Source organism: Rhodococcus sp. NCIMB 12038 (assembly GCF_002165735.1).
In the GTDB taxonomy this organism is placed as follows: domain Bacteria; phylum Actinomycetota; class Actinomycetes; order Mycobacteriales; family Mycobacteriaceae; genus Rhodococcus_F.
Genome location: NZ_NHML01000008.1, coordinates 152,404 through 179,262 on the forward strand (window position 1 = coordinate 152,404; position 26,859 = coordinate 179,262).

Sequence of the window (26,859 nt, forward strand, 5' to 3'; positions counted from 1 at the left end):
GGTCAATGCGTGCCCAGATAGTCCTCGAGGACGGGCCCGACCACGGCCAGGACCTCGGGTTCGATCATCTGGTTGTGCTCGCACTCGATCTTGACTTCCCGGATGCCGCCGGTGACCGAATTGCGCCATTCCTCCGGTGAATGCTCGCCCGTCGACGCCGACCCGGCGGCGGTGAAGAACAGCATGTCCCCGTCGAACACCTGCGGCCGGAAGGTGTTCATGATCCGCGAGGAGTTCGTGAACCCGGCGCTGATTCGCTCGAGGTGCCGAGGGGTCAGTCCGGTCTTCTGCCCGAACGCGTCGTCCAGCAACTCCACCGCCCGCTCGTACGTGAGTTCCTCCCCGGACACAGACTCGAGGTCCAGCCCGAGACCGTGCAGCAACTCGGGCACGGTGAGGCTCTCCGGGCCCTGATCGGTCCCGTTCACCACGTAACTGTCCATCAGGGCGAGGGTGTCGACCGCCTCCCCCTCCCGCCGCAGTTCGACGGCCATGGCGTGGGCGATGACGCCGCCGAGCGACCAGCCCAGCAGGTGATACGGCCCGTGCGCCTGGACCTTGCGCATCTCCAGCACGTACTGGTGTGCCAACTGCTCGATCGAGTCGACGGCCGGGCCGCCGCTGATGATCGGCAACTGCAGCCCGAACGCCGGACGGTCCTGCGAGAGGTGCTGCAGCAGTCCCGCATACCCCCAGGACAACCCGATCCCGGGATGGATGCAGAACAGCGGCGCCTTTTCCCCCGTCGGGCGCAGCGGAATGACGACGCCGAGCGCCTCGTCGACCGGCGACCCGGCCGCGTTCTCGGTGTCGACCCGGAGCGCCAGCCCCGCGGGCGTGGGGTCCAGGAACATGGACTGCAGCGGGATCCGCCGTCCGAGACGGTCCTGGAGCACCGTGATCACCCGGGTGGCGACGATCGAGTTACCGCCGAGGTCGAAGAAGCTGTCGGCGGTGCCGACCCGGTCCACACCCAGCACCTCGGCGAAGGCCTCCACGATGATCCGCTCGGTCGCCGTCGTCGGGGCCCGGAAGGCCGCGCCGGTGGTGCCGAACTCGGGCGCGGGCAGCGCCTTGCGGTCGAGCTTGCCGACCGGGGTCATCGGGATCTGGTCCAGCACCACCACGGCCGACGGGACCATGTGCGCGGGCAGACGGTCGGACGCGTGGGTGCGCAGTTCCGCCGGCTCGAGATCGTGTCCCTCCGCCGCCCGGACGTACGACGCGAGGAGCGTGTCGCCGGACGGTCCGGTGTGACCGATGGTGGCGGCGAACGCGACCGCGGGGTGGCGGGCGAGGACGGCGTCGATCTCACCGAGTTCGATGCGGAAACCACGGACCTTCACCTGGAAGTCGGTGCGGCCGATGTACTCGATGGTGTGGTCGCCGCGCCAGCGCACGACGTCGCCGGTGCGGTACATCCGGCGGCCGGGCTCCCCGTACGGGCAGGCGACGAACCGTTCCGAGGTGAGCGCCGACCGGTTGTGGTACCCGCGTGCCAGTCCGGGTCCGGTGATGTACAGCTCGCCGGGCACACCGGCCGGGACGGGCTGCAGCCGTTCGTCGAGGACCAGCGAACCGAAGCCCAGTGCGGGGGCGCCGATGTTCACGACCCCGCCCGGGCGCATCGGGGCGCTGACGCTGGCCTGGATGGTCGTCTCGGTGGGCCCGTACCCGTTGTGCATGTTGCGGTGCTTGCCCCAGATCTCCACCAGTTCCGGCGGGCAGGCCTCGCCGGCCACCGCGAGAACCCGCAGCGACTCGAGCCCCACGTCCTCGATGGACGACAGCGCGGTCGGCGTGATGAACGCGTGCGTGACCTCGTTGCGGCGGAACAGATCGGCCAACTCGGCGCCACCGAAGATGGTGGGCGGCACGATCACGACCCGGGCCGAGGCACCGAACGCCATCATCAGCTCGAAGATCGACGCGTCGAAGCTCGGGGACGCCAGATGCGAGACCCGGGAGTCGTGCGTGACCTGGAACCGTTCGTGTTCCTCCGCGGTGAGGTTGGCCATGCCGCGGTGAGTGACGATGACCCCCTTCGGTTTTCCGGTCGACCCCGACGTGTAGATCAGGTACGCCGGGTGCGCCAGATTCAGCGGCATCGTGCGGTCGGCGTCGGTGACCGGCGCCGAGGACACGGCCGCGACCTGCTCGTCGAACGTCTCGTCGTCGAGCACCAGCCACGGCACCGTGTCCGGCAGGTTGTCGCGCCTGCCGGCGACGGTCAGGCCGACCGAGGCCCGGCAGTCGGTGAGCATGTAGTCGATGCGGTCCCGCGGGTACGTCGGATCGACGGGCACGAACGCGGCACCCGACTTGGCCACCGACCAGATCGACACCACTTCCTCGATGGACCGCGGCATCCCGATGGCGACGAAAGTCTCCGGTCCGACGCCCTGGGCGCACAGCACTCGCGCCAGCCGGTTGGACCATTCGTCGAGTTCGCGGTACGTGACCTGCCGGTCCTCGAACGACAGCGCCACCGAGTCGGGGTCGAGGGCCGCGGCCGCCGTCAGCAGGTCCGGCCACACCTCGGGCCGCACGTCGGGCTTGCCGCGGGCCGGGACCATCTCGTCGATCTCCGCGTCGTCGAGCAGCGGGACGGTGCCGATCGGCCGGTCCGGGTCGGCGACGACGGCCGCGAGGACCCGCACGAACCGGTCCGCGATCGAACGGGCCGTGTCGGGGTCGAACAGGGAGACGGCGAAGTCGAGGCCGCCGGCGACACCCGCGGGCACGCCGTCCTGGTCGAACCGCTCGGCCAGGATCACCTCGAGGTCTTCCTTCACCACCCGGGTCTCCAGGTCCACGTTCTCGACCCGCAGGTCCGGCAGTTCCAGCGTGGGGTTCTCGTTGTTCTGGAACTCGAGGGCCACCTGGAACAGCGGTGAGTACGACGTGGACCGGGTCGGGTTGAGTTCCTCGACGAGCCGCTCGAACGGCAGGTCCGCGTGCTGGAACGCGGCCAGGTCGGATTCCCGGATCTGCCGCACCAGGTCGGTGAACGTCGCGGATGAATCGATCCGGTTCCGCAGGACCAGCGTGTTGACGAACATGCCGACCATCTCGTCGAGCGCCTCTTCACCACGCCCGGCGACCGGGGTGCCGATCACCACGTCGTCGGTGCTTCCGAGCCGCGACAGCAGTACGGCCAGCGCGGCGTGGACGGCCATGAACATGGTGGCGTTGTTGGCGCGGGCGAGTGCCGTCAGCCGCTGATGGAGGTCGGCGTCGATCGCGAACTCGACCCGATCACCCTCGAACGTCTGCTGGATCGGGCGCGGCCGGTCCGTCGGCAACTGGATGACGTCCGGCAACCCGGCCAGGGTCTCCGACCAGAACCGCAACTGCCGGTTGATCATCGACTCGGGATCGTTCTCCGACCCGAGCCCGGCGTGCTGCCACAGGGTGTAGTCGGCGTACTGCACGTGCAGCGGAGACCACTGCGGACCTGCGCCCTCGAGCCGCGACGTGTAGGCCACCATGACGTCGCGGGCGAGCGGCGCCAGGGAGAAGCCGTCCGCGCAGATGTGGTGCACCACGATCGTCAGCACGTGATGGTCGGGCGCAGTCCGGAACAGAGCCGCCCGCACCGGGACGTCGGTGCTGACGTCGAATCCGCGGGACACCAGGTCCATGATGTGCCGCGGCAGGTCCGCCGCGTCCACCGGGACCGTGGCGACGTCCGGCTGGGCGTCGGCGGCGGCCAGGATCCGCTGGGTCGGTTCGTTGCCGACCGTCGGGAAGACGGTGCGCAGCGTCTCGTGCCGTTCGAGGACGTCGGCCATCGCCAGGCGCAGGGCGTCCTCGTCCAGGGTTCCGGTCAGCCGCACCGCCAGCGGGATGTTGTAGGCGGGTGAGGACGTGTCGAACTGGTTGAGGAACCACATCCGCTTCTGCGCCAGCGACAGCGGGATCCGGTCCGGGCGTTCGACCGGGGCGAGCGCGGGGCGGGCCCCACCACTCACGCTGTCGGCGACGCGTTCGGCCAGCGACCGGGCGTCGGGGGCCTCGAACAGCGCCCGCACCCCGATGTCGGTGTCCAGGGCGTCCCGCAGTCGCGCGGTGACGCGCGTCGCGACCAGCGAGTTGCCGCCGAGATCGAAGAAGTTGTCGTCGATGCCGATCCGTTCGAGACCGAGGACGTCGGTGAAGATGTCCACGATCTTGCGTTCGAGGTCGTTGGTCGGCGGCTGGAACTCCGTGGTGGTGACGTGGAACTCCGGCGCGGGCAGCGCCGACCGGTCCAGTTTGCCCACCGGGGTCAACGGGATCTCGTCGAGGAACATGATGCTCGTCGGCACCATGTGCGCGGGCAGCCGCGTCGACAGGTGCGCGGTCAGCTCGGCGGGGTCGACGCCCCCTTCCGTGACGGGCAGCAGGTAGGTCACCAGCACCGTGTCACCGGACGGGCCGGGGGCACCGAGGGTCGCGGCGAAGCTGACCCCGGGGAACGTGGCGATCTCGTTGTCGATCTCGCCGAGTTCGATGCGGAACCCGCGGATCTTCACCTGGAAGTCGCTGCGGCCCACGTACTCGACGGTGTGATCGGCGCGCCACCGGACGATGTCGCCGGTGCGGTACATCCGCTCCCCCGCCTCCCCGAACGGGTTGGCGACGAACCGCTGGCTGCTCAGTTCCGGGCGCCGGTGGTAGCCGCGGGCCAGACCCGCGCCGGTGATGTACAGCTCGCCGGGAACACCGACGGGCACCGGCTGGAGCCGCGAATCGAGCACGAGTTCGCCGACGCCGCGGATCGGGCCGCCGAGCGTGATGGGTTCACCCACCGTCATCGGGTCGCTGATGTTGGCCATCACCGTGGTCTCGGTGGGGCCGTACGCGTTGGACAACTGCCTGCCGGGCGCCCAGCGGGTCACCAGTTCGGGCGGGCACGCCTCGCCGCCGAACACCACGTGCTGGAACTCGTCGAGCCCCGCCGGGTCCACCGTGGACAGTGCCGCGGTGGTGACGAAGGCGTGGGTGACGTGTTCCGACCGGATCAGTTCGGCCAGTTCCGCTCCGCCGTACACCGTCGGCGGCGCGATGACCATGGTGGCACCGACGCCGAACGCCTGCAGGTACTCGAACACCGATCCGTCGAAGCTCGGTGTCGAGAAGTGCAGTGTGCGGGACGTCTGCGCGGCCGCAAAACGCTGTCGCTGGTCCTCGGCGAAGTTGTCGAGGCCCTCGTGGGTGACGACGACGCCCTTCGGCTTGCCCGTCGACCCGGAGGTGTAGACGATGTAGGCCGCATTGTCGAGGCTTATCGGCGACCGGCGATCCGAATCAGCCACCGGCAGAGCCGGTTTCGACTGGCACGCCTTCTCGAACTTGGGCGAGTCGAGCTGCAGCCACGGCACCGAGTCGGGCAGCGACTTCTCGTACGCGGCCATGGTCAGTCCGATGGTGGCGCCCGAATCGGTGAGCATGTGCTCGATGCGGTCCATCGGGTAGTTCGGGTCGACCGGGACGAACGCGGCACCCGTCTTCGCCACCGCCCACACCGCGAGAACCGACTCGATCGACCGGGGAATGCCGAGCGCCACGAACGTCTCCGGGCCCGCGCCGCGGGAGATGAGAACCCGGGCGAGCTGGTTGGAACGCTCGTTGAGTTCGCGGTAGGAGACGTTGCGGCCCTCGAACGTCAGCGCCGTGCGGTTCGGATCCAGCGCGGCCGCGTCCTCGAAGATCTGCGGCAGCGTCCGGACGGAGAACCCGGGGCGCCCGCGCACCGGCGCGAACTCGGCGAGTTCGGCCTCGGTGAGCAGTTGCATGTGGGCCAGCGGGATCTCGGGCCGGTCGGCGAGGGCGTCGAGCACCCGCCGCAGCCGATCCGCGATCTCGTCGACCGTGCTTTCCTCGAGGACCTCGGGGAGGTACTCGAACTTGAAGTTCAACCGGGCGTCACCGGAGGCGACGACGGCGAGCGGGTAGTGCGCGGAGTCCTTGCCGTCGATGCCGAGGACGAACATCCCGGCGATGTCGGTCTGCTCCGTCAGTCCGGCCTCGTCCACCGGGTACGACTCGAACACGGTCAGCGTGTCGAACGCGCCGCCGCCGCCGACCGCCGACTGGATGTCGGTCAGTCCGACGTAGTGGTGGTCGAGCAGCGTAGCCTGTTCGCGCTGCACGCGTTCGAGCAACTCACCCAGCGACTCCCACGGGTCGAGGGTGACCCGCACCGGGAGGGTGTTGATGAACAGACCCACCATGGACTCGATGCCCGCGATCTGCGGCGGCCTGCCGGACACCGTCCCGCCGAACACCACGTCGGAGCGGCCGACCAGGCCGCCCAGCACGATTCCCCATGCCGTCTGGACGACGGTGTTGAGAGTGAGCCCGCGTTCGCGGCTGAGGTCCCGCAACCGGGTGGTGTGCTCCTCGGACAGCGTGAACGCGGTTTCCTCCGCGACGGCGGAGTGTGCCTCGCCCCGCTCCAGCGGGGCCAGCAGCGTCGGCTCCTCGACACCGTCGAGCGCGATGCGCCAGGCGTCGATCGAATCCGAGGTGTCGTGGCGCTTCATCCACGACAGGTAGTCGCGGTAGGAGTGGACCCGCGGCAGCAGGCTGCCGTCGGCGTCCAGGGCATACAGCGTCAGCAGGTCGCGGATGACCAGCGGGGTCGACCAGCCGTCGAGCAGGATGTGGTGGTTGGTCAGGATCAGCCGGTACTCGTCCTCGGTGAGCCGGACAAGGGCGAGGCGCAGCAACGGCGCGTCCGCCATGTCGAACTTCACCGACCGGTCCTGTGCCACGATCCGCTCGTATTCGCGGGTGGTCTCCTCGGGGCCCAGCGCCGAGAGGTCGAACTCCGACCACGGCAGTTCCACGTGCTGCTGGATGATCTGCGCGGAGGCGCCGGCACTGTCGTGGACGAACGCGGCCCGCAGGTTGGGGTGCCGGTCCAGCAGTGCCTGCCCCGCCCGGCGGAACCGGTCCGCGTTCACGTCGCCGCGCAGCTTGAGCGCCAACTGCACCAGGTACGGGTCGACCGAGGCGTCCGAGAACTGGGCATGGAACAGCAGTCCCGACTGCAGCGGTGACAGCGACCAGATGTCCGACAGCGCCGGGAACCGGGACTCCAGCCGGTCGATGGTGTCCTGGTCGAGCGTCACCAGGTCCAGATCGGACGGGGTGACACCACCGGCGTCGGGCCGCGCGACGTGCTCCGTCAGCGCGGTCAGCGCCTGCACCCACAGGTCGGCGAGCGCACGGACCTCGGACGGGGTGAGGACTCCGGTCGGGAACGCCCACGTGGCCCGCAGCCGGTTGCCGTCGGCCCCGGTGCCGGTGACGGCGTTGATGTCGAGCGCCGACGCCACCGGGATGTCGGAGGCGGGGATGTCGTCGAGCTTGGTGTCCGTCACCGGAACCCAGGCGTGCCCGTGGATGTCGGTGGACGTCGCGCCGCCCAGCCGGCCGAGGTAGTTGAACGTGACCTGCGGCTTCGCGAGCGCCCGCAACTGGTCGGCGCTGTCCGGGTCCAGGTAGCGGAGCATGCCGTACCCGATGCCGTGGTCCGGGATGGCCAGCAGCTGTTCCTTGATCGCCTTGATCGCCGACCCGGCGGCCTTGCCACCGGCGAACGCGTCGTCCAGGTCGATGCCCGACAGGTCCAGGCGCACCGGGAACATGGCCGTGAACCAGCCGACGGTCCGGCCGAGATCGGCGCCCGGCAGCACCTGGTCCTCGCGGCCGTGACCCTCGAGGCTGACCAGCGATTCACGTGTGAAGTCGCCGTGGGTGCGCCGCCACTGTGCCAGGGCCAGCGCCAGCGCGGTCAGCAGACCGTCGTTGACGCCGCCGTGGAACGCCTCGGGTACCCGGGTCAGCAGCGCGTCGGTGACGTCGGCGGGCACCTCCACGGTGATCTTCTCGACGGTCCCCGCGACGTCGATCGCGGTGTCGAGGGGACGCGATCCGATCAGCGGGTCGTCGGCCTCGAGCACCCGGCGCCACAGTTCGATCTCGGTGCCGCGTTCGCGGGTCGCGTCGACGAGTCCGTGCGACCAGCGCCGCATCGACGTGCCGAGCGGTTCGAGTGCCGGTTCCTGACCGGCGGAGACCTGCGCCCACGCCGTCGCCAGGTCGGGCACCAGGATCCGCCACGACACGCCGTCGACCACCAGGTGGTGGGCCACGACCAGCAGCCGCCCACCCTCGTCGCCGGCGTCGAACCACACCATCTGCAGCATGATCCCGGCCTCGGGGTCCAATCGTCCTGCGGCGGCGTCGAGTTCGTGGGTGGCGATCTCCGCGAACGCGGACCCGACGACCGACGGGACCTCGACCCGGTGCAGCACGTCGTTTACGTCGACGGCGCCTATGGCCTGCACCTCGATCCGCCACTGCGATGCGGCGCCGAGCAGACGCGCCCGCAGCATGTCGTGGTGATCGACGACGGCCGCGATCGTGCGCTTCAGCAGCGTCTCGTCGGCGGCGGCGGGCAGGGACAGCAGCGCGGTCTGGGTGTAGCGGCGGAAGTCGCCGCCGCGTTCGAGCAGCCACGCGGTGATCGGGGTGACCGGCATCTCGCCGATCCCGCCGCCCGGTAGTTCGTCGAGGACCACCACGTCGGCGGCGCCCGCCCAGGACGCGGCCTCGGCGAGGGCGGCGACGGTCTTGGCCTCGAACACGTCCCGGGGGGTGAGGACCACCCCGGCGGCCTTCGCGCGGGCCACCAACTGGATCGACATGATGCTGTCGCCGCCGAGGGCGAAGAACGAATCGTCCACACCCACCGATTCCAGGCCGAGCACCTCGGCGAACAGACCGGCGAGGACGGTCTCCATCTCCGTCGCCGGGGCGCGGCCCGCCGACACCCGTGCCCCGAAGTCGGGTTCCGGCAGCGCGCGGCGGTCGAGTTTGCCGTTGCTCGTCAGCGGCAGCGTGTCGAGGACCACGAGGGTGGCGGGCACCATGTACGAGGTGAGCTGGGTGCCGACGAACTCGAGGGCCGAGGACACCTCGACGGTGGCGCCTGATTCGGGAACCACGTAGCCGATCAGCCGGTGGCCGCCGTGCCCGTCGTCGCGGGTGAGGACGACGGCCTGCGCGATGCCGCGGTACCGGAGCAACGCGGATTCGATCTCGCCGAGTTCGATGCGGAACCCGCGGATCTTCACCTGGAAGTCGCTGCGGCCCAGGTATTCGAGCTGGCCGTCGGTGTTCCAGCGCGCCAGGTCGCCGGTGCGGTACATCCGTGCCCCGGGACGGAGCGGGTCGGCCACGAACCGGGTGGAACTGAGCCCGGCCCGGCCGAGGTAGCCGCGGGTGACCTGGTCACCCGAGACGTACATCTCGCCGATGGTGCCCGGGGGCACCGGGTGCAGGCGCCGGTCCAGGACGTGCACGTGCAGCCCGGCGATGCCGCGGCCGATCACGCTGGCCGACGCGGACTCCGCAAACGCACGGTCGAGCGCGAGGTAGCTGACGTGGACCGTCGTCTCGGTGATGCCGTACATGTTCACCAGGGTCGGGGCGGAATCGTCGTGCCGTGAGTACCAGCGGCCGAGCTGACCGAGGTCGAGAGCCTCACCGCCGAAGATCACGTACCGCAACGCCAGTGCCGCCGCGTTCACGTCGATCTCCGAGACGATGCGGTCGGTCTCGGCGAGCTGATAGAACGCCGTCGGGGTCTGGTTGAGGACGGTGACCTGCTCGTTGCGCAGCAGTTCGTGGAACATCTCCGGAGACCGTGCCGTGTAATAGTCGACGACGACGAGCCGGCCGCCGTACAGCAGCGGACCCCACAGCTCCCACACCGAGAAGTCGAATGCGTACGAGTGGAACATCGTCCACACGTCGTGCTCGTCGAACCCGTACAGCGGCTGGGTGTTCGCGAACAGCGTCAGCACGTTTCGGTGCGAGACGACGACGCCCTTCGGGCGGCCCGTGGACCCGGAGGTGTAGATGACGTACGCCACCGAGGCGGCGTCGAGCGGGGTCACCCGGTCGGCGTCGGTGATCGCCGTCGGCGACTGCTGCGCGAGGTCCGCGGTGGTCTCCGGGTCGTCGAGCAGGATCGCCGGGGTCTCCGAGTCGGGCAGGGCCGAAACGTCACCGGTCGTGGTGATCACGCAGTTCGGTGCGGCGTCCTCGAACACGAACGCGAGCCGGTCCGCCGGGTAGGTGATGTCGACGGGCAGGTAGCCGCCGCCGGACTTGATCACGGCCAGCAGGGCGATGATCAGATCGCAGGTACGTGGCAGTGCCACGGCCACCAGCGTTTCCGGGCCCACCCCCTGGGCGATGAGCAGCCGCGCCAGCCGGTTCGACCGGGCGTCGAGTTCCGCGTACGTCAGCGCCACGTCCTCCGACGTCACGGCGGTGGCGTCGGGGAACCGGGCCACGCTCTGCGCGAACCGGCCCGCGAGGGTGTCGCTGCCCGCCTCGACTCCGGCGGTGTTCCACACGGTCGCCATTGCCGTCCGCTCGGCGGCGTCGGTGATCACGATGTCACCGACCGGGGCCTGCGGGTCGGCGGTCACGGCGGTGAGGATCCGCAGGAACCGGTCGGCGAACGTGCGGACGGTGCCGGCGTCGAACAGATCGGTGGCGTAGATGAACGACGCGGTGATCCCCGACGCCACCCCGTCCGCGTCGAAGCCTTCCTCGACGCTGAGCTGCAGGTCGAACTTGGCGACCTCGAGGTCGAAATCGACGGCGGCCGCGGTGAGTTCGGGAAGTTCGAGGCGCGGTGTCTCGTTGTTCCGGAACTCGAGCAGGGCCTGGAACAGCGGCGAGTGCGCAGTGGAACGCTCCGGCGCGAGGACGTCGACGAGCCGCTCGAACGGCAGGTCCGAGTGGTGGAACGCGGCGAGGTCGGTGGCCCGCACCTGATCGATCAGGGCACCGAAACCCGCCGCCGGGTCGACGGCGCTCCGCAGTACCAGGGTGTTGACGAACATGCCGACCATGTCGTCGAGTGCGGCGTCACCGCGACCCGCGATGGGGGTGCCGACCGCGATGTCCTCGGTGGACGACAGCGCGGACAGCAGCACCGACAGGGCCGCGTGCACAGCCATGAACATGGTGGAGTTGTGTTTGCGCGCCAGCGCGGACAAAGCCCGGTGCACGTCCGCCGGAATCGTGAAGTCGACCTGCGCGCCCCGGAACGACTGCTGGACCGGGCGCGCCCGGTCGGTCGGCAGCTGCAGGAGTTCGGGCAGGTCGGCCAGCTGATCCGTCCAGTACCGGAGCTGCTGGGAGATCAGCGACTCGGAGTCGCTCTCGTCGCCCAGCAATTGCAGCTGCCACAGCGTGTAGTCGGCGTACTGCACCGACAGCGGGTTCCACTGCGGTGCGCTTCCCGCGATGCGGGCGGCGTACGCGGTCATGACGTCCCGGGCGAGCGGGGTGAGCGAGAACCCGTCGGCGCAGATGTGGTGCACCACGATGACGAGCACGTGATCGTCGGGGGCGAGCGCGAACAGCGCCGACCGCATCGGCACGTCGGCCGTGACGTCGAAGCCGGCGGTCGCGAGACCGGCGATGTGCTCCCGGAGTTCGGCCTCGGACACCTCGGTGATCTCGAGGTTCGGCGTCCACTGACCGGGCGAGAGCACCACCTGGGTCGGTTCACCGTCGTGGGACGGGAAGACGGTCCGCAGCGACTCGTGCCGGACGAACACGTCCGTCACCGCCGCGCGCAGCGACTCGACGTCCAGGTGACCGGTCAGCCGCACGGCCAGGGGGATGTTGTATGCCGCCGACGAGGTATCGAACTGGTTGAGGAACCACATCCGCTTCTGCGCCAGCGACACCGGCACGTGCGCGGGCTGCGCCATCGGTCCGAGCGGCAGCCGCACGTGGTCGCCGTCGTGCGCCGGGGCGAAGGCCGTCGACTCGATCAGGCGGGCCAGCTGATGGATCGTCGGCGCCTCGAACAGGGTGCGGACCCCGATGTCGGTGTCGAGTTCCGCGGTCAGGCGTGCCGCGACCCGGGTCGCGATCAGCGAGTTGCCGCCGATGTCGAAGAAGTTGTCGTCGATGCCGACCCGTTCGATGCCCAGGACGGTGGTGATGACGTCGGCGATCGTGTGTTCGAGAACCGTCGACGGCGGCCGGAACGCGTCGGAGGTGGGCAGGAACTGCGGTTCCGGCAGCCCCGCCCGATCGAGCTTGCCGACCGGGGTCAGCGGGATCTCGTCGAGGATCATGATGCTCGACGGGACCATGTGCGCGGGCAGCAGATTCGCCGTCCACTCCTTCAGCTCCGGCGGTTCGAGCACCGACTCGGCCTCCGGCAGCACGTAGGACACGAGCACGGTGTCGCCGGCGGGACCGGGACGACCGAGGGTGACGGCGAACGCGACGGACGGGTGCCCGGCGAGCGCGCTGTCGATGTCGCCGAGTTCGATGCGGAAGCCGCGGATCTTGACCTGGAAGTCGGTGCGGCCCAGGTATTCGACCGTGTGATCGGGCCGCCACCGCGCGAGGTCACCGGTGCGGTACATCCGGTCGCCCGCGTCGCCGTAGGGGTTGGCGACGAACCGCTCGCTGGTCAGCCCGGCGCGGGCGTGGTAGCCGCGGGCCAGGCCCTCACCGGAGATGTAGAGTTCGCCGGCGACGCCGACGGAGACCGGTTGCAGCCGCGAGTCGAGGATCACCTCGGACACGCCGCGGACGGGGGCGCCGATGGTGACGGTCTCCCCCACCTGCAGGTGATCGCTGAGGTTGCTCATGATCGTGGTCTCGGTGGGGCCGTAGCCGTTGTACAGGGTGCGGCCCGGCGCCCAGCGGGTCACCAGTTCCGGTGGCACGGCCTCGCCGCCGGCGACCACGTTCTGGAACACCTCGAGACCCTCGGGGTCCACGGAGGCCAGCGCCGCCGGGGTGACGAACCCGTGGGTGACGCCCTCGGCGCGGATCAGCTCCGCGAGTTCCTCACCGCCGTACACGGATGGCGGCACGATCACCATGGTCGCGCCGACGGCGAACGACAGCAGGTATTCGAGGACCGAGGCGTCGAAGCTCGGCGAGGAGAAGTGCAGTGCCCGCGACGCCGAATCCGTCGCGTAACGGGTTCGCTGCTCCTCGGCGAAGTTGTCGAGACCGCGGTGGCTGACCACCACACCCTTCGGCTTGCCGGTGGACCCGGACGTGTAGATGACGTACGCCGGGTGCGCGAAGCGCAGCGGCACGACGCGTTCGTCGTCGGTCACGGTGTCGGTGGACATCGCCCCGATGGCGGCGTCGGTCTCGGCATCGTCGAGGGTCAGCCAGGTGACCCCGGCGGGCAGCCGGTCGCGATCGGCCGCCACCCGCACGCCGAACGTGCACCCCGAGTCGGTGACCATGTGCTCGACCCGTTCCCGCGGGTAGGTCGGATCGACCGGGACGAACGCGGCACCGGTCTTGGTGATGGACCACACGGCGAGCACCGATTCGATGGACCGTGAGATGCCCAGTGCCACGATGTCTTCCGGGCCGACGCCGCGGCCGATGAGCAGTCGCGCGAGCTGGTTGGACCGTTCGTCGAGTTTCCGGTAGGACATCCGGCGGTCCCCGAACACGAGCGCGGTCGCGTCGCCCGACGCGGCGGCCGTCTCGGCGAACATCTGCGGCAGTGTGCGCACGGACCGGCCGGGCCTGCCGCGGGCCGGAACCAGTTCCGCTTCCTCGACGTCGGTGAGCAGGCGCAGCTGCGCGAGCTTCATCCCGGGGTGCTCGGCGAGCGCGATCAGCGCGCGGACGACCCGGTCGCCGATCCGCTCGACCGCGGCCCGGTCGAACAGATCCTCGACGAATTCGAGCTTCAGCTGCAGGTTCTCGTGCGCCGAGGCGATCAGGGCGAGCGGGTAGTGCGCGGCGTTCGCGCTGTCGTGCACGTCGAGGACGTGCATGCCGGCGATGTCGGTCTGCTCGGTCAGCCCCTCTCGGTCGACGGGGTAGGACTCGAACACGGTCAGCGTGTCGAATCCGGCGCCCGGACCGGCCACCGACTGGATGTCGGTCAGCCCCACGTAGTGGTGGTCGAGCAGTGCGGCCTGCTCGCCCTGGATGCGTTCGAGCAACTCCCCCAGCGTTTCCCGCGGGTCGAGGGTCACCCGCACCGGGAGGGTGTTGATGAACAGGCCGATCATCGACTCGATGCCCGCGATCTGCGGGGGCCGACCCGACACCGTCCCGCCGAAGACGACGTCGGAGCGGCCGACCAGGCCGCCCAGCACGATTCCCCACGCGGTGCGGATCAGGGTGCTCAGGGTCAGGCCGTGTTCGCGTGCGAGCACACTCAATTGATCGGTGCGGTCGACGTCGAGTTCGACGATCAGTTCACTCGACTGCGTGTCGCTCTGCGCCGACGCGTCGGCCGGCGCGAGCAGCGTCGGGTCGTCCACCCCGGCGAGGGCGCGCTGCCACACCCCGAGGGAGTCTTCGGTGCTGCGGTGCGACATCCACGCGAGGTAGTCGCGGTACGGGTGCACCCGCGGCAGCACGGTGGTGTCCCCCTCCGTGGCGTACAGGGTCAGGAGGTCGCGGATCAGCAGCGGCATCGACCAGCCGTCGAGCAGGATGTGGTGATTGGTGATGATCAGGCGCTGCTCGTCCGCACCGACCTGGATCAGCATGAACCGCAGCAGCGGCGGAGTGGCCATGTCGAACCCGCGGCGCCGGTCGGCGTCGAGGAGTTCTTCGATCTCGGCTTCGCGGCTCTCCTCGTCGAGCGCGGACAGATCGATCTCCGTCCACGGCAGTTCCGCGTACCCGTGGACCGCCTGGACGGGGGTACCGCCCTCGTCGTAGACGAACGACGCCCGCAGGTTCGCGTGCCGGTCGAGCAGGGCCTGCCCTGCCACCCGCAGGCGGGACGCCACGGCGCCGCTCAGTTCGAGCGTCACCTGCACCGTGTAGGAGTCGATCGACTCGTCGGCCAGCAACGCGTGGAACAACAGTCCGGACTGCAGCGGCGACAGCGACCAGATGTCGGACAGCGCCGGGAAGCGCGACTCGATGCGGTCGATGGCGTCCTGGTCGAGGCTGACCAGTTCGAGGTCGGACGGGGTCACGCCGCCGGCGTCGGGGCGGGCCGCGTATGTCGTGAGCGCGGTCAGAGCCCGGACCCACAGTTCGGCGAGTTCACGCACCTCGACAACGGTGAGGACGCCGGCCGCGTACGCCCAGGTGGCGCGCAGCTGGGGCCGGTCGTCCACCTCGGTGGTGACGGCGTTGACGTCGATGGCCGAGGTGACCGGGGTGTCGAGGTCCTGCGCCCGGTCCATGTCGACTTCACCGGTCGGCGTCCAGCCGGCGCGGGTGGCCGCCTCGGACAGGTCGGCGGCGAAGCGTCCGAGATAGTTGAAGCTGATCTGCGGCAGCGACCGGGCCGCGAGCAGCGGTGCGGTGTCGGCGTTGAGGTACCGCAGCATGCCGTAACCCATGCCGTGGTCCGGGATGGCCAGCAGCTGTTCCTTGATCGCCTTGATCGCCGACCCGGCGGCCCGGCCGCCGTCGAACGCGTCGTCGAGGTCGATGCCCGACAGGTCGAGGCGCACCGGGAACATGGCCGTGAACCAGCCGACGGTGCGGCCCAGGTCGGCGCCCGGGACGACCTGGTCCTCGCGGCCGTGACCCTCGAGGCTCACCAGGGTCCCGTCGACGGACCTGCCGTGCAGGGTGTGGCCGCGGGTGCGCCGCCACTGGGTGACCGCCATCGCCAGCGCGGTGAGCAGTCCGTCGTTGACGCTGCCGTGGATCGCTTCCGGAAGGGCCGTGAGGACGGCCTCGCTGACCTCGGCGGGCAGCTGCACCGTGACCCGGCCGACGGTCGCGTTGACGTCGACGTCGGGGTCGAGCGGGCGGCTGCCGACGAGCGGGTCCTCGCAGTCGAGGATGCGCTGCCACAGATCCAGTTCGCCGGCCCGGTTCGTCGCCTCGTCGACCAGTCCGTGCGCCCACCGGCGCATGGACGTGCCGACCTGGTCGAGGGCCGGTTCCTGGCCTGCCGAGATCTGCGCCCACGCGGTCGCGAGGTCGGGGACGAGGATGCGCCACGACACACCGTCGACGACGAGGTGGTGCGCGACCACGAGCAGGCGGCCGCCGGATTCCCCGGCGTCGAACCACACCACCTGCATCATGACGCCGGCCGCCGGATCGAGCCGGTCCAGCGCGGCGTCGAGGTCCGCGATGACGGTGGCCGCGAACGCCGGTGTTCCCGGGGCCGCGGACACCGCGACGCGGCGGATCAGGTCCTGCGCGTCCACGGCACCGATCGGGCGGACCGCGAGATGGGATTCGTCGGCGGAGACCATCAGCTGCGCGCGCAGCATGTCGTGCCGGTCGAGGACGGCCTGGAACGTGGCGATCAGCGGTTCGAGTTCGCGCAGGTTCGGCGGCGCGGTGAGCAGCGCGGACTGCGACATCCGGTTGAACTCGCCGCCCCGTTCGAGCAGCCACTTCGTGATCGGGGTGGTCGGCATGTCGCCGACACCGCCGCCGGGCAGTTCGTCGAGGACGACGACGTCGGCGGCGCCCACCCACGACGCCACCGCGGCGAGACCGGCGACGGTCTTGGCCTCGAACACGTCCCGCGGGGTGAGCACCACGCCCGCGGCCTTCGCGCGGGCCACCAGCTGGATCGACATGATGCTGTCGCCGCCGAGCGCGAAGAACGAGTCCTCGACACCGGCGGATTCCAGACCGAGCACCTCGGCGAACAGTCCGGAGAGCACCTGTTCCATCTCCGACACCGGCGCCCGGCCGGTGGACACCCGGGCCCCGAAGTCGGGTTCGGGCAGCGCGCGGCGATCCAGCTTGCCCGCCGGGGTGAGCGGCAACTCGTCGAGAACGATCAGCGCGGACGGCACCATGTACGGGGCGAGGAATCCGCCGACGAAGTCGAGGACAGCCTCCGGGTCGAGTTCCGCGCCCGCCGTGGGGACGAGGTAGCCGACGAGCCGGTTGGCGCCGGTGCTGCCCTTGTGCGCGGACACCACCGAGCGGGCGACGCCCGGGTAGCGGGTGAGGGCGTTCTCGATCTCGCCGAGTTCGATGCGGAACCCGCGGATCTTCACCTGGAAGTCGCTGCGGCCCAGGTACTCGAGCTGGCCGTCGGTGTTCCAGCGGGCGAGGTCACCGGTCCGGTACATGCGGGCACCGAGGCCCCCGTACGGGTTGGCGACGAACCGCTCCGCCGTCGTGCCCGCCCGGTCCTTGTAGCCGCGGGCCAGACCGGAACCGGTGACGTACAGTTCGCCGGTCACCCCGTTGGGCACGGGGTGCAGGCGGGAATCGAGCACCATTTCGCCGGTACCCATCGGCGGACGGCCGATGGTGACGCCCTCACCGGGCAGCATCGGTCCGGTCACGCTGGACACGACCGTCGCCTCGGTGGGTCCGTAGGCGTTGAACATCCGCCTGCTGCCGGTCACCCACTGCGCCACCAGCTCCGGCGGGCACACGTCACCGCCGGTGGCGACGCACTCGAGCTGGTCGAGACCCGCGGGGTCCACGGACGCCATGGCCGCCGGGGTGATGAACGCGTGCGTGACCCGGCCCTCGCGGAGCACGTCGGCGAGTTCGGTGCCGCCGATCACGGAGGCCGGGGCGATCACCATGGTCGCGCCGGACCCGACCGCCAGCAGCAGTTCCAGGATCGAGGCGTCGAAGCTCGGCGACGAGAAGTGCAGAGTCCGCGACCGCGGGGTGACCCCGAACCGGACGCGTTCGTCGGTGGCGAAGTTCGCCAGGCCGCGATGGGTGACGACGACACCCTTCGGGGTGCCGGTGGACCCGGACGTGTAGATCAGGTAGGCCGGGTTCTCCAGCGCGAGCGAATGTGTCCGGTCGGCGTCGGTCACGACGGCGGCGGAGTGCGCGCTCACCTGGTCGTCGAAGCCGGGTGCGTCGACCACCACGTACGGGGTGCAGTCGGGCAGGGTGGGACGGAACTCGGCGACGGTGAGGGCGAGCGCCGCACCGGAGTCGCTGAGCATGTGGACGATCCGGTCGGTCGGGTAGTTCGGGTCGACCGGCACGAACGCGGCACCGGTCTTCGCGACCGCCCACAGCGACAGCACCGATTCGGGCGACCGCGCCATCGCCAGCGCGACCACCGATTCCGGGCCGATGCCCCGCCCGATCAGCAGGCGGGCGAGACGGTTCGACCGCTCGTCGAGCTCCCGGTACGTCACCTCGCTGCCCTCGTAGGACAGCGCGGCCGCCTTCGGGTCCACGGACGCCGCGGACGCGAGCAGTTCGGGCAGGGTCCGCGGCTCGGCGTCGGGTCCGTCCATGACCGGGGTGAGCGCCGCACGTTCGGACGCCACCATCAGCTCGACGTCGCCGACGGCCATGCCGGGCTCGGATGTCACCGCGTCGAAGATCCGCTGCAGGTAGTCGGCGAAACCGGCGATCGTGGACGCGTCGAACAGGCTCGCCGCGTACGTGAACGCCGCGGAGATCCCGGCGGGCTCCCCCGACACCCCGAACTCCTCCGTGAGCGTGAGCTGCAGGTCGAAGTTGGAGATGTCGGTCGCCAGGTCGAGGCCGGTGACGGTCAACCCGGGCAGCTCCAGCCGCGGCCGCTCGTTGTTGCGGAACTCGAGTACCACCTGGAACAGCGGCGAATGCGACGTCGCGCGTTCCGGCGAGATCGCGTCGACCAGTCGCTCGAACGGCAGATCCGCGTGGTGGAACGCGTTCAGGTCGGTGTCGCGGACCGTGGACAGCAGTTCGGTGAACGTTCCGGACGGTTCGACCGGGGTGCGCAGCACCAGGGTGTTGACGAACATGCCGACCATGTCGTCCAGGGCGGCGTCGCCGCGGCCGGCGATCGGGGTGCCCACCGCCACGTCGTCCGTGTCGCCCAACCGGGCCAGCAGCACGGCCAGCGCGGCGTGGACAGCCATGAACACACTCGAATTGTGTTCGCGGGCGGTCGTGATCAACCGGCTGTGGATCTGCGGGTCGATGCTGAACGAGTGGATGCCGCCGCGCATCGACTGCTGCGTCGGGCGCGGATGATCCGTCGGCAGCGCGAGCAGTTCCGGAAGCCCGGCGAGCGTGTGCGTCCAGTAGTCGAGTTGGGCGGCGAGCAGGCTGTCCGGGTCGTCGGCGTTGCCGAGCACCCGGTGCTGCCACAGCGCGAAGTCGGCGTACTGCACCGGCAGCGGCGTCCAGTCCGGTGCCTGTCCCCCGGTGCGGGCCGCGTAGGCGGTCATGACGTCCCGGGCGAGCGGGGCCATGGAGAAGCCGTCGGCGCTGATGTGGTGGACGACGATGACGAGTACGTGCTCGCCGGGATCCGTGCGGAACAGGGCGGCGCGCACCGGCACCGACACCGTGACGTCGAAGCCGGCGCCCGCCAGACGCGAAATATGTTCGGGCAGCTGCTCTTCCGTCGAGTCGATCGGCGACAGATCCGGCACCACGTCCTCGGTCGGCAGGATCACCTGGAGGGGTTCGCCCTCCACCATCGGGAACCGGGTGCGCAGCGACTCGTGCCGGTCCATCACGTCGGCGACGGCGTCCTGCATCGCGTCCTCGTCGAGGTCGCCGGTCAGCCGCACCGCGAGCGCGATGTTGTAGGCCGGGGAATCGAGGTCGAACTGGTTGATGAACCACATGCGCTTCTGCGCCAGCGAGACCGGCAGATGGTCGGGGCGAACCCCGGCCACCAGCGGCGGACGTTCGGCGCCCTGCCCGGCCTCGGATTCGATCCGGGTGGCCAGCGTCGCGACGGTCGGGGCGTCGAAGATCTCCCGGACCCCGATACGGCTGCCGAGCGCGGCGTTGACCCGCGCCACCAGCCGGGTGGCCACCAAAGAGTTGCCGCCGAGGTCGAAGAAGCTGTCGTACACGCCGATACGGGGTGAATCGAGCAAGTCCGCGAAGATCGACGCGAGGATTTCCTCGATCGGGTTGCGCGGCGTGACGAATTCGGCGGACGGGCTGAGGAATTCCGGTTCGGGCAGCGCGCCGCGATCCAGTTTTCCGGTGGCGCCGAGCGGGAACCGGTCGAGCACGATGATCCGGGTCGGCACCATGTAGGCGGGCAACGCCTCCGCCGCCGCGTCGCGCACGACCGCGGTGTCGATGTCGGCGCCCGCCACGGGGATCACGTAGCCGACGAGGCTTTCACCGGTGGCCTCGCTGCGGTGCACCGTCACGACGGCCTGCGCCACCGACGGGTGCGCCAGCACGGCCGCCTCCACCTCGCCGAGTTCGATGCGCTGCCCGCGGAGCTTGACCTGGAAGTCGCGGCGGCCGATGTATTCGATGTTGCCGTCGGCGCGCCAGCGGACGACGTCACCGGTGCGGTACATCCGCTGTCCCGGTGCGCCGAACGGGTTCGCCACGAACCGGTCCGACGTCAGGTCGCTGCGACCGACGTAGCCGCGGGCCAGCTGGACGCCGGCCAGGTACAGCTCGCCGTGCACCCCGACCGGCACCGGGTGCAGCCGGGAGTCGAGGACGTACAGCTGCGTGTTCCACACGGGTGCACCGATCGGGACCGACGCGCGGTCGCCTTCCGTGCACTCCCAGAAGGTGACGTCGACGGCGGCCTCCGTAGGGCCGTACAGGTTGTGCAGCGCCGCGGATCCGAATTCGCGGAACGCGTCGGCGGTAGCCGGCGGCAGCGCCTCACCACTGCAGAACACCTGGCGCAGCGAACCGCACAGTTCGGGTTCGGCGCCCGCCGTGAACACGGCGAGCATCGACGGCACGAAGTGCATGGTGGTGACCTGGTGGTCGGCGATGATGTGGGACAGGTACGTCGGGTCCCGATGACCATCGGGCGCAGCCAGGACGAGTCGCGCACCGACCTCGAGGGGCCAGAACAATTCCCACACGGACACGTCGAACGTGACCGGTGTCTTCTGCAGCACCACGTCCGTGTGATCCATCCGGTACGTGTCCTGCATCCACAGCAGCCGGTTCGCGATCGCCCGGTGACTGACGGCGACCCCCTTGGGCCTGCCCGTCGAACCAGACGTATAGATCACGTAGGCGGTCGAATCGGGGTGGATCGGACCACCGCGCTCGGCGTCGGTGATCGGGGTGCTGGGCCGCCGGGACAGATTCAGGGTGTCGATCTCGATCACGGCGGCGTCCGCGCTGTCGACGCCCTCGCACCGGTCACGGGAGGCAGTGAGAACGCAGACGGGTTCGGCACTCTCGATCACGTACGCGATCCGCGACGCCGGATGGTCGGGGTCGAGCGGCACGTACGCGGCCCCGGTCTTCTCCACCGCATAGATCGCGATCATCAGTTCCAGGGACCGGCGCAGCGCGACGGCCACCCGGGATTCGGGGCCGACGCCGCGGGCGAGGAGTTCACGGGCCAGCCGGTTGGCGCGGGCATCGAACTCCGCGTAGAGCAGTTCCTCTTCGGCGAACACCACGGCCACGGCGTCCGGGGTGCGGGCCACCTGCGACTCGAACAGGCTGACCAGGGTCACCGAGTCCGGGACGGGAACGTCGGTGTCGATCCACTGCTCGAGCATCCGCTGCGTCTCGTCCGCGCCGATCAGGTCGAGGTCGCCGACCTTCGCGTCCGATCCGGCGGTGACGGTCTCGAGCAACGTCACGAACCGTGCGGCCAGCGCCGTCATCGTCGGCGGGTCGAACAGTTCCGACGCGTAGGAGAACTGGACGTCGATCGCGCCCGGGGCGCCGGAGTCCTCGATGTGCTCGGTGAGGATGACCTGGAGATCGAACTTGGCGGCACCGGTCTCGAGTGCCTCGACCTCCACGTCGAGTCCGGGCAGCTCCAGCCTCGTGTTCGCGAATCCCTGCAGCACCAGCATCACCTGGAACAGCGGCGAATGCGCTTCGGAGCGAGTCGGTTTCAGTTCGTCGACGAGCCGCTCGTAGGGCAGATCGGTGTTGCTGAACGCCTCCAGATCCACGGAACGGGTGTGCGAGAGGATCTCGGGGAAGCTGCGATCGGGGTCGACGGTGGTGCGCAGGACCACCGTGTTGACGAACATGCCGACGACGTCGTCGAGTTGCCGTTCGCCCCGGCCGGAGACCGGAGATCCGATCGACACGTCGGCCGACCCGCTCGACCGGGACAGCAGGACCGCGAGGGCCGCGTGTACCACCATGAACAGGCTGGCGTCGTTCGCATTTGCGATGTCGAGCAGCGCGGTATGGATGCGTGCCGGAATCGTGAAGTCGGCGGTGGCGCCGATCATCGACTGCCGGGCCGGGCGGGGACGGTCGGTCGGCAGGTCCATGACCTCGGGGGCACCGTCGAGGGTGCGCGCCCAGAACGCCAATTGCCGGGACAGCAGACTCGTCGGATCGTCGGAGGATCCGAGCAGTTCGCGCTGCCACACCGCGAAATCGGCGTACTGCACCTCGAGCGGCGCCCACTGCGGGGCGTCGCCGGCGGCGCGCGCGTGGTAGGCCACCATCACGTCCCGGGTCAGCGGCGTCATCGACAGGCCGTCGGCGGCGATGTGGTGCACGACGAACACCAGCACGTGGTCGTCGGTCGCGGTCCGGTACAGCTCCGCCCGGATCGGTGGTTCCACGGTGACGTCGAATCCGGTTGCGGCGTCGGCGATCAGGCGGGATTCGAGTTCGCTCTCGGCGACCTCGACCGCGTCGAGTTGCGGGCTCACCTCCGCGACCGGCAGCACCACCTGGATCGGGCCGTTGGGGGTGTTCGGGAACACGGTCCGCAGCGACTCGTGGCGGGTGAGGACGTCGCTCACCGCGGTCCGCAACGCGTCCACGTCGAGCGTGCCGCGCAGCCGGATGCCGACGGGAATGTTGTAGGCGGGCGAAGCGGTGTCAAGTTGGTTGATGAACCACATCCGTTGCTGCGCCAGCGACACCTGCACCGGGCCGGAGCCGGCCCGCGGGGCGAGAACGGGTCGGGCGGAGGTGCGGGGCCCGGCCGCGTCGACGCGGGCGCTGAGCAATGCGACGCTGGGCGCCTCGAACAGATCGAGCACCCCGATCTCCGTGCCGAGGGCCGTGTTGACCCGGGACACCACGCGGGTCGCGACGAGGGAGTCGCCGCCGAGGTCGAAGAAGCTGTCGTCGACGCCGACGCGCTCGACTCCGAGCAGCGTCGCGAACACCTCCGCGATCTGCATCTCGGTCGGGGTCACCGGCGCCCGGTAGACGGTGGACGTCGCCTCGAACTGCGGTTCCGGCAACGCTTTCCGGTCGAGCTTGCCCGCAGGCGTCAGCGGGACCTCGAGGAGCTCCATCACCCTGGCGGGCACCATGTGCGCGGGCAGCGCGGCGGCGGCGTGTTCGAGAATGTCGCCGACGACGATCTGCGCCCCGCTCTCGGGCAGCACGTACGTCACCAGCGCCGTGTCGCCGGACGGTGCGGTGCGGCCGACGGTGGTCGCGAACGCCACGCTCGGGTGCGAGCGGACGACGGCGTCGATCTCGCCGAGTTCGATGCGGAAGCCGCGGATCTTCACCTGGAAGTCGGTGCGGCCCAAGTATTCCAGCTGACCGGCCGCGTTCCACCGGGCCAGGTCGCCGGTGCGGTACATCCGCTCACCGGGTGTCCCGTGCGGGTCGGCGACGAACCGTTCGGCCGTCGGGACCGACCGATTGTGGTACCCACGTGCCACACCGTCGCCGGTGATGTACAGCTCGCCGGGCACCCCGGCGGGGACGGGATGCAACCGCGAATCGAGCACCAGCAGACCGCAACCGCGGGACGGGCGGCCGATGGTGACCGGTTCGCCGACCGTCAACGGTCCCGCGACGCTCGCGACGACGGTGGCCTCGGTGGGACCGTAGGCGTTGAACATGACGCGTCCCGGCGCCCACTGCTGCACCAGCGCAGGAGGACAGCTCTCACCACCGGTGACGACGCACCGGATGTGGTCGAGCCCGGTGGGATCGACGGATGCCAGCGCGGCCGGTGTCACGAACGCGTGCGTCACCCGTTCGCGGCGCAGCAGGTCCGCGAGTTCGGTGCCGCCGTACACCGTCGACGGTGCCACGACCATCGTGGCGCCTGCGCCCACCGCGAGAAGCAGTTCCAGGATCGACGCGTCGAAACTCGGTGAGGAGAAGTGCAGGGTCCGCGACCCGGCGGTGACGTCGAACCGCTGCCGCTCGTCCTCGGCGAAATTCGCCAGACCGACATGGGTGACGACCACACCCTTGGGTGTGCCGGTGGAACCGGACGTGTAGATCAGGTAGGCCGGATCCGCCGTCCGCAGCGGCCGGAGACGGTCGGCGTCGGTGACTGCGCCTGCGGTGTGCTGTTCCAGATCCCGCCCGAACGAGGCGTCGTCCATCACCAGCCACGGCGTGATCGCCGGCAGCGACGAGCGGTGCGCCATGGCCGTGAGACCGACGACCGCACCGGAATCGGTGAGCATGTGCTCGATACGGTCGGCCGGGTAGTTCGGGTCGACCGGGACGAATGCGGCCCCGGACTTCGCGACCGCCCAGGTGGCCAGGACCGACTCGATCGAACGCGCGATCGCCAGCGCCACGACCGAACCCGGCCCCACGCCGTGACCGATCAGCATGCGGGCGAGCCGATTCGACTGCTCGTCGAGTTCGGAGTAGGTGAGGGTGCGTCCCTCGTAGACGAGAGCGTCCCCGTCGCCGCCCGCCGCGACGGCACCGGCGAGCAGTGCGGGAAGCGTGCGGGGCTCCACAGCGGGCTCGTCGCGGACCGGCGCGAGTTCCGCGTACTCGGCGGGTTCGAGGAGGTCGACGTCCCCGATCGGCGCGGCCGGATCCGCCGTCACCGCCTGCAGGATGCGGACGAAGCGGGCGGCGAGCGCCTCCGCGCTGTCGCGGTCCCACACGTCCGTGGCGAACCGCAGCCGGCCGTTGATTCCGCCGGTCTCCGATTCGGTGAGGGAGAACACGAGATCCAGCCCCAGGGCGCGGTGTTCACGCTGGATCGGGCTGACCGTCACGTTCCCCGAGGAGTCGTGCGGATGGCCACCGTCGGTGAACTCGAGCATCACCTGGAACAGCGGCGTGTGCGACGGGTCGGGTTCCGCGACGACGGCGGCGACGAGATCGTCGAACGGCAGCGCCGCATGCGAGAACGCGGCCCGGTCGGCGTCCCGGACCCGGCTCAGGTGCTCGGCGAACGACGACGCCCCCTCCACCTGCGACCGCAGGACGGCCTTGTTGAAGAACGCCCCGGCTTCCGGGTCATCCGAGTCCGTCGTGTCACGCCCGACGATCGGTGTTCCGATCACGACGTCGTCGGTGTCACCCAACCGGCCCAGCAGCACGGCCAGCGCGGCGTGCAGTGCGGTGAAGATCCCGGTGCCCGCCTCCTCGGCCAGCAGTGCCGCGCGGCGCTGCACGTCGGCGTCGACGGCGAACCCGACGACCTCGCCCGCCCCGGCCCGCTCGCTCGGGCGCGGCCGGTCCAGCGGCAGCGCCGTCACCTCGGGCAGTCCGGCCAGCTCCCGCTTCCAGAACTCGAGCTGGGACTCCCGCTCGAGGAAGCGCGCACCGAGGCGTGCGCTCTCGGCGTGGATGCCGGCGGTCCGCGCCTGCGGCTCCGCGGTGACGAATTCCTCGATCAGTTCCACGAACCGCCGGTGGTGGGCGCGCAACTCCTCCGCGCCGTACCGGTTGGGGTTGCCGCGGAAATCCAGGAGTGTCTCGCCGTCACCGCCCTGATAGATGTTGACCAGCAGGTCGTCCACCGGGCCCGACGTCACGATGTGGTACTCACCGCTGACGGAGCCCAGCGTGAACGCCTGGTGGAACAGCATGACGTTCACCATCGGACCGGCGAGACCCTCCGCCGTCCCCGCGAGGCCTGCGTCGCGGCGGATGTCCTCGAGGCTGCACCGCTGATGACGCAGCGCACCCATCAGTTCGAGCTGCGTCCGCTGCACGAGTTCGGCCACCGTGTCCTCGGGGCGGACGGTGATCCGCAGCGGGGCGACGTTGACGAGCATGCCGCCGGACCGCTGCAGCGGCGCCGTGGTGCGCGCCGACACCGGCAGGTTGATGAGCACGTCCCGCTTGCCCGTCATCCGGGACAGGTAGCAGGCGAACCCGGCGAGCAGGACGGCCGCCGACGTGGCACCGACCCGCTGATCCGACTCGCCGAGGAAACTCAGCGCGGATTCGGAGATCTTCGCGCTCTCGAGCCTGCTCTTCGCGGCCGCGGGCGCGTCGTGGGTGGCGAGCGTCGACCCGTGCTCGATGCCGACTATCCGTTCGGCCCAGTACAACCGGTCGTTCTCGAACCGGGTCGACTTCCGGTACTTCTGGTCCAGTGCGTACAGATCGCGCAGATCCAGCGCACGGTTCGGTTCCGGTTCGGTGCCCTCGATCGCCGCGGTGTACAGCGCCGCGATCCGGTTCACCATGGTGTTGCCGCTGTACCCGTCGAGGGCGACGTGGTGAATCCTGGTGTACCACAGGTAGTGCTGCTCACCGACCTGCAGGACGGTCATCTCGACCAGCCGGTCCCGGGTCAACCGCAGAGGTGTCGCGTAGTCCTCGTCGATCCACGCGTGCGCGGCCGACATCGGGTCGTCCTCGCCGCGGAAGTCGAGGAACCCGATCGACGGGTCGATCGTGAAATCGACCGCCTGGTAGGGCTCCCCGTCGACGTCGAGCAGACGCAGGAACGGCGACTGGAACTCCTGGCCGGCCCGCACAGCCGCATCGCTCAGCAGGTCCAGGTCGATCTCGCCCCGCAACTCGATGTACTGGGCGATGAACTTGGGGACCGTGGGGCTCAGTTGTTGGGCAAACCACATGCTCCGTTGCACCGAGGAGAGCGGGAAGGCCCCCTCGGGAACGTTCACGTTCACATCTTCGGCGCCGTTATTCGGCTGCGGCGAATTCACAGTCGTCATCTCGTTCCCCCAGCGGGTAGAAGACCTTGGATGCGCAAGTCCTGCGCGTGAGACGGACCAACCGACG

At 70.0% G+C, this 26,859-nt stretch carries 1 protein-coding gene; it reads right to left on the reverse strand.

Annotated elements, in window-relative coordinates; genetic code table 11:
- Window positions 1–2 precede the first annotated feature (2 nt).
- Window positions 3–26,792: a non-ribosomal peptide synthase/polyketide synthase gene (locus CA951_RS14200; protein ID WP_087557435.1), complete on the reverse strand. Its 26,790-nt coding sequence runs from the start codon at window positions 26,790–26,792 to the stop codon at window positions 3–5.
- Window positions 26,793–26,859: the final 67 nt, after the last annotated feature.